This window comes from Mycobacterium sp. (assembly GCF_049802695.1).
Classification (GTDB): Bacteria; Actinomycetota; Actinomycetes; order Mycobacteriales; family Mycobacteriaceae; genus Mycobacterium.
Genome location: NZ_JBARMY010000205.1, coordinates 19,131 through 31,265, shown reverse-complemented (window position 1 = coordinate 31,265; position 12,135 = coordinate 19,131). Strand labels below are relative to the sequence as shown.

General features: G+C 64.3%; 10 protein-coding genes, 1 tRNA gene and 2 pseudogenes. 11 read left to right on the top strand and 2 right to left on the bottom strand.

Annotated features, from left to right (window positions below):
• The 4 genes and pseudogenes from WA317_RS08350 to WA317_RS08335 all read left to right on the top strand — a co-directional run.
• A pseudogene (locus WA317_RS08350) lies at positions 1 to 87 on the top strand (nuclear transport factor 2 family protein); the annotation flags it as partial.
• Between the two features lie 9 nt (positions 88 to 96).
• Positions 97 to 1,134: an LLM class F420-dependent oxidoreductase gene (locus WA317_RS08345; protein WP_425172580.1), complete on the top strand. Its 1,038-nt coding sequence runs from the start codon at positions 97 to 99 to the stop codon at positions 1,132 to 1,134.
• 161 nt (positions 1,135 to 1,295) lie between these two features.
• Positions 1,296 to 1,724 (top strand): hypothetical protein, encoded by a 429-nt coding sequence (locus tag WA317_RS08340; RefSeq protein WP_425172579.1) that lies wholly within the window; start codon positions 1,296 to 1,298, stop codon positions 1,722 to 1,724.
• A gap of 13 nt (positions 1,725 to 1,737) precedes the next feature.
• Positions 1,738 to 1,878: pseudogene (locus WA317_RS08335) on the top strand (LLM class F420-dependent oxidoreductase); the annotation flags it as partial.
• Positions 1,879 to 1,981: 103 nt separating this feature from the next.
• On the opposite strand, the gene WA317_RS08330 reads toward WA317_RS08335, so the two are convergent.
• Positions 1,982 to 2,218, bottom strand: a complete 237-nt coding sequence (locus WA317_RS08330) for a hypothetical protein (RefSeq protein WP_425172578.1) — start codon at positions 2,216 to 2,218, stop codon at positions 1,982 to 1,984.
• Between the two features lie 240 nt (positions 2,219 to 2,458).
• On the opposite strand from WA317_RS08330, the gene WA317_RS08325 reads away from it, so the two are divergent.
• Complete coding sequence (locus tag WA317_RS08325; protein WP_425172583.1) at positions 2,459 to 2,797, top strand: heme-binding protein; 339 nt, start codon at positions 2,459 to 2,461, stop codon at positions 2,795 to 2,797.
• A gap of 124 nt (positions 2,798 to 2,921) precedes the next feature.
• On the top strand, positions 2,922 to 5,279 hold the full coding sequence (locus tag WA317_RS08320; protein ID WP_425172577.1) for an arylsulfatase: 2,358 nt from the start codon (positions 2,922 to 2,924) through the stop codon (positions 5,277 to 5,279).
• Between the two features lie 115 nt (positions 5,280 to 5,394).
• On the opposite strand, the gene WA317_RS08315 is transcribed toward WA317_RS08320, so the two are convergent.
• A tRNA-Arg gene (locus WA317_RS08315) sits at positions 5,395 to 5,467 on the bottom strand.
• A 114-nt stretch (positions 5,468 to 5,581) separates the two neighbouring features.
• Between WA317_RS08315 and argS the strand changes: the two genes are divergently transcribed.
• From argS to thrB, 5 genes are read left to right on the top strand one after another with little or no spacing between them, the layout of a single operon-like run.
• The gene (gene argS, locus WA317_RS08310; protein ID WP_425172576.1) at positions 5,582 to 7,234 is read left to right on the top strand and encodes an arginine--tRNA ligase; all 1,653 of its coding nucleotides are present in this window, start codon (positions 5,582 to 5,584) and stop codon (positions 7,232 to 7,234) included.
• A gap of 56 nt (positions 7,235 to 7,290) precedes the next feature.
• Entirely contained in the window at positions 7,291 to 8,649 is a 1,359-nt protein-coding gene (gene lysA / locus WA317_RS08305) for a diaminopimelate decarboxylase (RefSeq protein ID WP_425172582.1), read from the top strand.
• A gap of 3 nt (positions 8,650 to 8,652) precedes the next feature.
• Positions 8,653 to 9,978, top strand: a complete 1,326-nt coding sequence (locus WA317_RS08300) for a homoserine dehydrogenase (protein ID WP_425172575.1) — start codon at positions 8,653 to 8,655, stop codon at positions 9,976 to 9,978.
• Entirely contained in the window at positions 9,975 to 11,057 is a 1,083-nt protein-coding gene (thrC, locus tag WA317_RS08295; RefSeq protein WP_425172574.1) for a threonine synthase, read from the top strand. The genes WA317_RS08300 and thrC overlap by 4 nt, the downstream gene beginning before the upstream one ends.
• Positions 11,057 to 11,995, top strand: coding sequence for a homoserine kinase (thrB, locus tag WA317_RS08290; RefSeq protein ID WP_425172573.1), 939 nt, complete (start codon positions 11,057 to 11,059; stop codon positions 11,993 to 11,995). Before thrC ends, thrB begins: the two co-directional genes overlap by 1 nt.
• The last annotated feature ends 140 nt before the right edge of the window (positions 11,996 to 12,135 follow it).

The window sequence follows — 12,135 nt, the reverse complement described above, 5'->3', positions numbered from 1 at the left end:
ACGGCGCTGTCCGAGGCGATGGGTGCCCAGTTCGGTCGGATTCAGCAAGAAGCTGTCGAACTTGCCGAGCAGTTCGCCACCGCGTAGGTATTCAGCATGCGAATCGGGCTGGGAATCAACTACGCGGGCGGGTTTAAAGAGGTGGCCGCTGAAGTTGCCGACCTCGAACGCGCCGGGCTGGACATCGTCTTCGTTCCTGAGGCGTACTCATTCGATGCGGTCAGCGCGTTGGGTTACCTCGCGGCCAGCACGGAAAAGGTAGAGCTGGCTTCAGGCATCCTGCAGCTCTACACCAGAACCCCCACCCTGACCGCGATGACCGCGGCCGGTCTCGATTACGTATCCGACGGCCGCTTCACCCTCGGCCTGGGCGCGTCCGGTCCGCAAGTGATCGAGGGTTTCCACGGTGTCCCCTACGACGCTCCAATTGCCCGCACCCGCGAGGTGATCGAAATCTGCCGCCAGGTGTGGCGCCGCGAGCGAGTTGAACACCGGGGCAAGCACTACGCGATCCCATTGCCCGCCGACCAGGGCACCGGACTTGGCAAACCGCTCAAGCTGATCAACACGCCTGTCCGCGAACGCATTCCAATACTGGTGGCTGCGCTGGGGCCAAAGAACGTCGAGTTGGCTGCTGAGCTCGCCGAGGGCTGGCAACCGATTTTCTACCTGCCGGAAAAGGCTCACGAGGTGTGGGGTGAGGCGCTGGCCGCCGGCCACGCCAAGCGCGACGCTGCTTTGGGAAACCTCGAGGTGTACGCCGGCCCGACGCTGGCGATCGGTGAAAACGCGGACGGACTACGCGAATTCGTCAAACCGCACCTAGCGCTCTACATCGGGGGAATGGGCGCCAAGGGCAAAAACTTCTATCACACCCTGGCCACCAGATACGGCTACGGCCCGCAAGCCGATCGCATCCAAGAGCTATACCTAGCCGGTGACAAAGAAGGTGCCGCCAAAGTCGTGCCAGATGAACTCGTGCGGGACGTCTCGTTGATCGGCACGCCAGGGTTCGTCAAGGAACGGGTGGCGGCGTATCAGGAAGCCGGGGTGACGACGTTGAACGTGACACCGCTCGCCGGGACCTCTGCCGAGCGGGTCAAGCTCATTGAGACGCTTCGCAATTTGCTGTGACCGCGGTGCTTGACCGTTTCCGTGCTGCTCGAATACGTCATGTGGACCCCTAACGGAGTCGGAACTGGACGCAACGCACTAATCACACATCGGCGGAGAACGCAGGAGACGCATTCTCCGGCTCAGCTTTCTGTTTACATATCTCGATAGGAGGAGCCGATATGGCCCACGAAATACCCACCTCCGACAACTTCACCGGCCTATCCCGCAAGGTCATGGAATACAGTGAGCGCTTCGGCGCGATTGTGGAATCGATCAAAGAGCCCGACTTCTCCATTGAACTGTGGAAGAAGCTCGAAGAGCTGGTGGACCTCGACAACTTCGTCCGCCAGGGCGTATTCCTCACCGAGACGCCGGAAACGATCGACTGGAAGACCTACAGGGACTACATCACACAGTACGGCGGGGCCACCGAGTGGGAGGCAACGCTCAGACACATCACCGAGCAGGGCAATCGGGTGATTCTGGAACTCCAGGAGCGCAATACGTTCGACGGTTTCACGCATATCGCCAATACGGCGATGGCATACGGGTTCAACGACGAGGGACGGGTGAAGACACTCGACGTCTACGTGATGAGGCTCAACTGAGCGTAGAAGAGTGTCGCTGGGACCCAAGAATGTCGAGTTTGGCCGCCGAACTGAGGGCTGCCAACCGATTTTTTACCTGCCGGAAAAGGCTCACGAGGTGTGGGGTGAGGCGCTGGCCGCCGGCCACGCCAAGCGCGACGCTGCCTTTGGGAAACCTCGGAACGCTGCCGAGCGGGTCAAGCTGAGACGCTGCGCAATCTGCTGTGACGTGGACGGTCAACCATTCCTGATCACAGGTGTTAGCGGGCGGGAAGGGGTTATGGCGGCGGCGGGGGCGGATAGTCCTCGGGCAGCGGGGCGTAGTACGCCGGCGGCGGGGCGTAGTTGGATACGGCATCGCCGACGTTCCAGCACCCACCCACCGAAACTCGCCGGCCAACGTTGGCGCAGACATCGGCCCGCGCCGTACCGGGCTGCGCGGTGGCGAAAACTTCAGAGCCGGTCAAAACCGCCAACACAGTCAGGATGGCCGCGGTCCAGGAGCGCCGATTCATCTGCAATCTCCTTCTCCCCACCACCGCACTGTCCTCGCCGTCGCAGTCCGTGAGCGGACCGAAGATCAAAGTTTAGCTGTCGAGCGGCTTCATTGTGCCGTTTCATCGAAACGCTGCACGGACGTCGCTTATCGTCTAGGGGTAGGCAACCGCCCCAGTTTCGGCTTTTCAGAGACGTGATAGAAGGAGCCATCCAAGTTGTCTTCGGGCTGTGGCAAACCTCGCCTGATTGCTGGTGGAATAGCTGCCGGCGCGACAGCTGCCACAATGCTTTTCAGCGCCGCTGGCTCCGCAATGGGGGATCCAGTAGAGCCGTCGCCATCGCCGAACTGCACGGCCGCCGACCTGGCCCAGGTGTCGTCAGGCGTCGCCGCGGACACGTCGGCATATCTGTTCGCACATCCCGACGTCAACGACTTCTTCACCAGCTTGAAGGGTCAGCCCCGCAGCGATATCCGTGGCCAGGTCACGGACTACATGAATGCCAACCCGCAGGTTCACGCTGACATGCAAGGTATTCGTCAGCCGTTGACCGATATGCAGAATCGGTGCCAAATAGTCGGTGACGGACCGCTTTAGATCCGAATTCGAGTGATTGTCACGACCTGAGCCGACCGGATCGAGAGTAAGTTCGGAGGCGTCTGAAAGGCCGGAGTTGTCGCATCCGCGACAGTTCGGCCGGCTTCGAGAATTTGGAGCAGCCATGTCGGGCACCGCCGTAAACAATGACCTCGATTCACCGGGTGTGGTGGTTCCGAAGCTGCCCGGTGGTGCGACTCTGCCGTTTCCGCCGACACCGTCGGCGAGTATCGCCGGGCGAACGCTGCAGGAGTCGACGTACGCGCGGCGTGTCACTCCTCCGCGGTTGCATGAGGATGCGCCGAACATTGTGATCGTTCTGATCGACGACGCCGGCCCCGGTTTGCCGACGACCTTCGGCGGCGAGGTACGAACGACCACGATGGACCGGGTCTGCGCCGAGGGGGTTAGCTACAGCCGGTTCCATACCACCGCAATGTGTTCACCGACTCGGGCGTCGCTGTTGACCGGCCGCAACCATCATGAAATCGGCAATGGGCAGATCGCCGAGTTGGCCAACGACTGGGATGGCTACGCCGGGAAGATTCCGCGCAGCAGCGCGCTGGTGGCCGAAGTGCTCAAGAACTACGGGTACAGCACCGGAGCATGGGGCAAGTGGCACAACACGCCGGCCGAGGAGGCCACGGCGGCCGGTCCGTTCGAGAACTGGCCCGCTGGGCTTGGATTCGAGTACTTTTACGGGTTCCTGGCTGGGGAGGCGTCGCAGTATGAGCCGCACCTGGTGCGCAACACGACAGTGGTGTCGCCGCCGACAACGCCCGGGGAGGGCTATCACCTCTCGGAAGACCTGGCCGATGACGCCATCGGCTGGCTGCGCAACCATAAGGCGCTGCAGGCCGATAGGCCCTTCTTCATGTACTCGGCCAGCGGTTGCCTGCACGGCCCGCATCACATCATGAAGGAGTGGGCCGACCGCTACGCCGGCAAGTTCGACGACGGTTGGGATGCCTACCGCGAGCGGGTGTTCGACCGGGCCAAGGAGAAAGGCTGGATTCCGCCGGACTGTGAGCTGACCGTGCGTGATGAGCGGATGAAGGCGTGGGACGACATCCCCGAGGACGAAAGGCCGTTTCAACGCCGCTTGATGGAGGTCGCGGCAGGGTTCGCCGAACACGTCGATGTTGAGGTTGGCCGCATCCTCGACGAGCTGGACCAGTTGGGTTACGGGGAGAACACGTTGTTCTTCTACATCTGGGGCGACAACGGATCTTCGGCCGAAGGGCAGGACGGCACAATCGCCGAACTACTTGCGCAGAACGGCATTCCGACCACACCACGGATGCACATCAATGCGCTGGAACAGCTCGGCGGTCTTGACGTACTGGGCTCACCGAAGACCGACAACCAGTACCACGCCGGCTGGGGCTGGGCCGGCAGCACCCCGTACAAGGGTGTAAAACTGGTCGCCTCGCATCTCGGCGGCACCCGCAATCCACTGGCGATCCGCTGGCCCAAGAAAGTCACGCCAGACCCTATGCCGCGGGATCACTTCCTGCACTGCAATGACGTCGTGCCCACCATCTATGACATCGTTGGCGTCGAGCCGCCGCTGATCGTCAACGGCGTGCCTCAAATCGCGATTGCGGGGGCAAGTTTCGCCCGCACGCTCACCGACCGATCAGCGTCAGGGGGGAAGAACACTCAGTACTTCGAGGTGATGGGCAGCCGGGGCATCTATCACGACGGCTGGATGGCCTCAACGTTCGGTCCGCGGGTGCCCTGGCTGCCGGGATTGCCACCGGCAATCCGGGATTGGACACCCGACAAGGACCGCTGGGAGCTCTACGACCTCGACGAGGACTGGTCACAGGCCCACGACCTTGCGGACGAGATGCCCGACAAGCTGGCGCAGATGCGCGAACTGTTCGCCATCGAAGCCGCTCGCAACTCCGTGTTGCCGATCGGCGGCGGCTTGTGGGTACCGGTATTCCATCCCGAACTGCGCATCACACCGCCTTATCGCGAGTGGGAGTTCCCCGGCAGAATCACCCGCATCCCCGAGTTCTGCGCGCCGGCGCTGGGCACCAAAAACAATACGGTCACCATCGACGTGGACGTGCCTCCCGACGCCAATGGTGTCTTGTACGCGCTCGGCGGTTTCGCCGGCGGGGTGACCTGCTACCTCGACGACGGGTATCTGTGCTACGAGTACAACTGTTTCATCATCTCGCGCACCAAGCTCCGCTCGCCCACCAAACTCCAAGCCGGCCCTACCAGGATCGTCGTGGAAACGCGCCATGCCGAGCAGCGGCCCGCCGGACCGCTCGACGTGACCATTCAAGTCGGGCAAGACGTCCTCGCAAGGGGCCGGGTGCCGGTCAGCGCGCCGCTGTTGTTCACCGCCAACGATTGTCTCGACGTCGGCGTCTGCCTCGGCTCACCGGTATCGCTGGACTACTACGACAAAGCGCCTTTCCGCTTCGACGGCCGAATTGATCACGTCCACGTCGCATATATCTGACAGACAAGCTCCTCACGACCGGCCCCATCACGAAGTCACGCCGGAAACCAAACGTTTCTGACCGATGATGCGCCGCCTGATGCCGGGAGAGCAGGTCAGACCGTGTTTCGGCGAGTGCCCCCGGCAGGATTCGAACCTGCGGCCTTCTGCTCCGGAGGCAGACGCTCTATCCCCTGAGCTACGGGGGCGCACACAGCCGATGCTGCGCCATGGGGCCCCGACAGACTAACGCATGAAGGTGGCCACCTGGCCACCGTGATGGATTCGGGCGCAGGGGAGCGCACCCAATAGGATGGAACCTCGTGACCCCTGCTGACCTGGCCGAGCTGCTCAGGAGGACCGCCGCTGCGGTGCTCGGCGAGCACGGGCTCGACCCTGCCCTGGTGCCGCAGGCGGTCACCGTCGAACGGCCACGCAACCCGGAGCACGGTGACTACGCGAGCAACCTGGCCCTGCAGCTGGGCAAGAAGGTCGGCGCCAACCCGCGGGAACTGGCCCAGTGGCTGGCCGGCCCGCTGGCCGAGGCCCAGGGCGTCGCTTCCGCCGAGGTGGCCGGTCCCGGCTTCATTAATCTGCGCCTGGAGGCTTCGGCGCAGGGTGCCATGGTGAACAACGTCATCGACGCCGGCGCGACGTTCGGGCAATCCGATGCGTTGACCGGGCACAAGGTCAATCTGGAATTCGTCTCAGCAAACCCGACCGGACCGATCCACATCGGTGGCACCCGCTGGGCCGCCGTCGGCGACGCGCTGGGCCGGTTGCTGTCAACCCAGGGCGCCGACGTCGTGCGCGAGTATTACTTCAATGACCACGGCACGCAGATCGACCGATTCACCAACTCGCTGATCGCCGCAGCCAACGGCGAGCCGACACCGGCCGACGGTTACGCGGGCGCCTACATCGCCGACATCGCCGCCCAGGTCTTACAGAAAGCGCCGGATGCGCTGACCCTGCCCGAGGCCGGGCAGCACGAGACGTTCCGGCGCATCGGGGTCGACCTGATGTTCGCGCACATCAAGCAGTCGCTGCACGACTTCGGTACCGACTTCGACGTCTACACCCACGAAGAGTCGATGCACACCAGCGGCCGCGTCGAGCAGGCCGTCACACGGCTGCGCGACAACGGCAACATTTACGAGAAGGACGGTGCAACCTGGTTGCGCACCAGCGCTTTCGGAGATGACAAAGATCGCGTCGTGATCAAAAGCGACGGCCAGCCGGCCTATATCGCCGGTGACCTCGCCTACTACCTGGACAAGCGGGAACGCGGTTTCGATCTGTGCATCTACATGCTTGGCGCCGATCACCACGGGTACATTTCCCGGCTCAAGGCAGCCGCCGCCGCCTTCGGTGACGACCCGACAACCGTCGAGGTGCTGATCGGTCAGATGGTCAACCTGGTCCGCGACGGCCAGCCGGTGCGGATGAGCAAGCGCGCCGGGACGGTCATCACCCTTGACGACCTCGTCGAGGCAATCGGTGTCGACGCGGCGCGCTACAGCCTGATCCGCTCGTCGGTGGATACCCCGATCGACATCGACCTGGCGTTGTGGTCCTCTGCGTCGAACGAAAACCCGGTCTATTACGTGCAATACGCGCATGCGCGGCTGTCTGCGCTGGCCCGCAATGCCGCCGAACTGGGGCTGATCCCCGACACCGCGCACCTCGAGCTCCTGAGCCACGACAAAGAGGGCACCCTGATCCGCGTCCTGGGCGACTTTCCCCGGGTACTGAAAACCGCTGCGTCGCTGCGGGAACCGCACCGCGTCTGCCGCTACCTCGAAGACCTCGCCGGTCACTATCACCGGTTCTACGATGTGTGCCGCGTCCTGCCCCAAGGCGACGAGCAGCCCAACGAGCTGCACACCGCGCGCCTGGCGCTGTGCCAGGCTACTCGTCAAGTGGTCGCCAACGGATTGGCCATCCTCGGAGTCACCGCACCGGAGAGAATGTGAACACCCATCCGGCCGGGCCCCGGCACGCCGAGAACACCCACCACGCCGACGTCCCCCTGTGCCCGCAGACCACGAACGAACTGCTGCTGCTGTCGCCGAACGTCTGGCCGCGCAGCACGTCTCGCGGTGACGACGGTGTGGTGAGTATCGGCGGCGCGGCATTGACCGATCTCGCGCACCAGTACGGCACGCCGCTGTTCGTCGTCGACGAGAACGACTTCCGGTCGCGCTGCCGCGACATCGCCGATGCCTTCGGCGGCGGGCGGAACGTGCACTACGCCGCCAAGGCATTCCTGTGCAGCGAGGTCGCGCGCTGGATCGACCAGGAGGGGCTTTCACTGGACGTGTGCAGCGGCGGTGAGCTGGCCGTCGCGTTGCACGCGGACTTCCCGCCGGAGCGGATCGCGCTGCACGGCAATAACAAATCGGTTGCCGAATTGACCGCGGCCGTCAAGGCCGGAATCAGCCACGTAGTGGTCGACGCGATGATCGAGATCGAACGCCTCGACACCATCGCCGCCGAGGCCGGAGTGGTCCAGGACGTGTTGATCCGGGTCACCGTCGGCGTCGAAGCCCACACGCACGAATTCATCTCCACCGCGCACGAGGACCAGAAGTTCGGGCTGTCGCTGGCCAGCGGTGCGGCGATGGCCGCGGTGCGACGGGTGTTCGCCACCGACCATCTGCGCTTGGTGGGTCTGCACAGCCATATCGGATCGCAGATCTTCGACGTCGCCGGATTCGAGCTCGCAGCGCACCGGGTCATCGGCCTGCTTCGCGATGTCGTCGGCGAATTCGGCGCCGAGAAGACGGCGCAGATCTCGACCGTCGACCTCGGCGGTGGCATGGGGATCTCCTATCTGGCACAGGACGATCCGCCGACCATGCGGGAGCTGGCGGCGAAACTCAGCGCCATTGTGCGAAACGAGTCCGCAGCGGTCGGCCTGCCCGCGCCGAGGCTGGTGGTCGAGCCCGGACGGGCGATCGCCGGACCGGGCACCGTCACGCTTTACGAGGTGGGGACCGTCAAGGATGTCGACGTCAGCGCGTCCGCGCACCGTCGGTATGTCAGCGTCGACGGCGGCATGAGCGACAACGTCCGTACCGCGCTCTACGGCGCCGAGTACGACGTGCGCCTGGTCTCACGGAGCACCGACGCGGCCCCGACGCTGGCTCGAGTGGTCGGAAAGCACTGCGAGAGCGGAGATATCGTTGTCCGTGACGCGTGGGTGCCGGCTGACCTGCACCCGGGCGACCTGGTGGCGGTGGCAGCGACCGGCGCCTACTGCTATTCGCTGTCGAGCCGTTACAACTTGATCGGTCGCCCGGCTGTGGTGGCGGTGCGCGACGGCCGCGCCCGCTTGATCCTGCGCCGTGAGACGGTTGACGATCTACTGAGCTTGGAAGTGAGGTGACCGGTGTTCGGTGACGACCACCCTGTCGGTGTAGCGGTACTTGGCTTGGGGAATGTCGGCAGCCAAGTCGTCCGCATCATCGACGAGAGCGCCGGTGACCTGGCGGCCCGGATCGGAGCGCCGTTGGTGCTGCGCGGCGTGGGTGTTCGTCGCGTCGCCGCTGACCGTGGCGTTCCTGTTGAGCTGCTGACCGACAACATCGAAGAACTGGTCACCCGCGAGGATGTCGACATCGTCATCGAGTTGATGGGTCCTGTTGAGCCCGCACGCAAGGCGATCCTGACGGCGCTGGAACACGGCAAGTCCGTTGTGACCGCCAACAAAGCGCTGTTGGCCATCGCCACCGGCGAATTGGCACAGGCCGCTGAAAACGGCAATGTCGACTTGTATTTCGAAGCCGCCGTTGCGGGCGCCATACCGGTCATCCGTCCCCTGACTCAATCGCTGGCCGGCGACACGGTTTTGCGCGTGGCCGGCATCGTCAACGGCACCACCAACTACATCCTGTCCGCAATGGACAGCACCGGGGCCGATTACGACGCTGCGCTGGCCGATGCCAGCGCGCTCGGCTACGCCGAAGCCGACCCGACTGCTGACGTCGAGGGCTACGACGCCGCTGCCAAAGCCGCGATCCTGGCGTCGATCGCCTTTCACACCCGGGTGACCGCCGACGACGTCTACCGCGAGGGCATCACGAAGATCAGCCCGGACGACTTCACCTCGGCGCGGTCTCTGGGCTGCACCATCAAGTTGCTGTCCATCTGTGAGCGCATCGTCACTGACGAAGGTCAGGAGCGGGTTTCGGCTCGGGTCTATCCCGCGCTGGTGCCGTTGTCGCATCCGCTGGCGACGGTGAACGGTGCTTTCAACGCGGTGGTGGTCGAAGCGGAGGCCGCCGGGCGGCTGATGTTCTACGGCCAGGGAGCAGGTGGAGCGCCGACCGCTTCAGCGGTGACCGGCGATCTGGTGATGGCAGCGCGCAACCGGGTGCTGGGCAGCCGCGGGCCCCGCGAGTCCAAATACGCGCAACTGCCGGTCGCGCCCATGGGTTTCATCTCCACCCGCTACTACGTCAGCATGTTCGTCGCCGACCGGCCCGGCGTATTGTCATCAGTGGCAGCCGAATTCGCCAAGCGCGAAGTGAGCATCGCCGAGGTCCGGCAGGAGGGTGTGGCCGATCAGGGTGGTAAGCCGGTGGGAGCACGCATCGTGGTGGTCACGCACCGTGCCACCGATGCGGCGCTTTCCGAAACCGTTTCGGCGCTGCGCGATCTCGACGTGGTTCAGGAGATCTCCAGCGTGCTGCGACTGGAGGGAACCGAGTCATGAGCGCCACCAGGACGGCCACGCATCAACCCTGGCCGGGGGTGATCGAGGCTTACCGAGACTGGTTGCCCGTCGCTGCCGAATGGACTCCGGTCACCTTGCTCGAAGGCGGCACCCCTCTCATTTACGCCGCCGGGTTGTCCGAACAGACCGGCTGCAAAGTGCATCTGAAAGTCGAAGGGCTCAATCCGACCGGCTCGTTCAAGGACCGCGGCATGACGATGGCGGTCACCGACGCGCTGGCGCGCGGACAGCAGGCCGTGTTGTGCGCGTCGACCGGCAACACCTCCGCATCGGCAGCGGCCTACGCCGCCCGCGCCGGCATGACCTGCGCGGTGCTCATACCGCAGGGCAAGATCGCGATGGGCAAGTTGGCGCAGGCGGTCATGCATGGTGCGAAGATCATTCAGATCGACGGCAACTTCGACGACTGCCTGGAGCTGGCCCGCAAGATGGCAGCAGATTTCCCGACGATCTCGCTGGTCAACTCTGTGAATCCGGTGCGCATCGAAGGGCAGAAGACGGCGGCGTTCGAGATCGTCGACGCCCTGGGCATCGCGCCCGACGTGCATGCACTGCCGGTAGGTAACGCCGGCAACATCACCGCCTACTGGAAGGGCTACACCGAATACCGCGGCGAGGGAGTGATCGACAAGCTGCCGCGCATGCTCGGCACGCAGGCGGCCGGGGCTGCGCCGCTGGTATCGGGGCAACCGGTGCGGCACCCTGAAACCATCGCGACGGCGATCCGCATCGGATCACCGGCGTCCTGGTCAGCGGCCGTCGAGGCCCAACAACAGTCCAACGGGCGGTTCCTGGCGGCCACGGACGAAGAGATCCTCGCCGCCTACCACTTGGTCGCCAGCGCTGAAGGAGTATTCGTCGAGCCCGCCTCGGCGGCCAGCATCGCCGGACTGCTCAAAGCCATCGACGACGGTTGGGTTGCGCCCGGCTCGACGGTCGTGTGTACGGTGACCGGCAACGGCCTCAAAGACCCTGACACCGCCCTGAGAGACATGCCGAGCGTGACACCGCTGCCCGTCGACCCGGTCGCCGTCATCGCGAAGTTGGAATTGGAATAGTGCGGCTGCCTTCCGGGTTGTCGGCGAGCGCCGTGGTAGCGGCCTCGACTGCCAACCTGGGTCCCGGCTTCGACAGCCTCGGCCTGGCATTGGGTCTGTATGACGAGATCGTCGTGGAGACACTAGATTCCGGCTTGATCATCGAGGTCGAAGGCGAGGGCACCGGTGAGGTTTCGCTGGACGAGGGCCACCTGGTGGTCCGGGCCATTCACTGTGGGCTGCAAGCGGCCGGATTCGGCGTACCCGGTCTGGTCGTGCGTTGCCGCAACGCAATACCGCACTCCCGCGGCCTCGGCTCCTCGGCGGCGGCCGTCGTCGGCGGTTTGGCGGCAGTCAACGGCCTTCTGACTCAAGCGAATCACACACCGCTGAACGAAACTCAACTCATCCAACTGTCTTCGGAATTCGAGAATCACCCGGACAACGCGGCGGCTGCGGTGTTAGGTGGGGCGGTGGTGTCTTGGACCGACCGCGCTGGCCACCCGCCTCGCTACTCAGCGGTGCCGTTGCGGATGCATCCCGACATCCGCTTGTTTCCCGCTATTCCCCGGCAACGCTCGTCGACTGCTGAGGCGAGGATGCTGTTGCCCGCCCAGGTCAGTCACCACGATGCCCGATTCAACGTTAGCCGCGCGGCGCTGCTGGTGGTGGCGCTCACCGAGCGTCCGGACTTGTTGCTGGCGGCAACCGAGGATGTGCTGCACCAACCACAGCGCGCCCATGTCATGGCAGCCTCAGCGGAATACCTCGACCTGCTGCGGCGTTCGAATATTCCAGCGGTGCTTTCCGGCGCCGGACCTGCGATAATCGCTTTGACCACCGAGCCGGAACTGCCCGTTGAAGTCGTCGAGTTCGGCGCTGCGAAGGGATTCGCCGTCAGCGAGATGGCTGCCGGAGACGGAGTTCGCTGGAGTTCCGGGGTCGTCGTCGCCGGTTGAAAGGCGAAACGGCCAGGCAGGGGGTTCCTTGCTTCCGGCACCGATGCACGTTATCCTCGGTTCCGTCCAGCAATAGCAGGATCCGCATCAAATACTGCATTGACACTAGGACGACCACCAATTCTTCTCGTGGACGATGG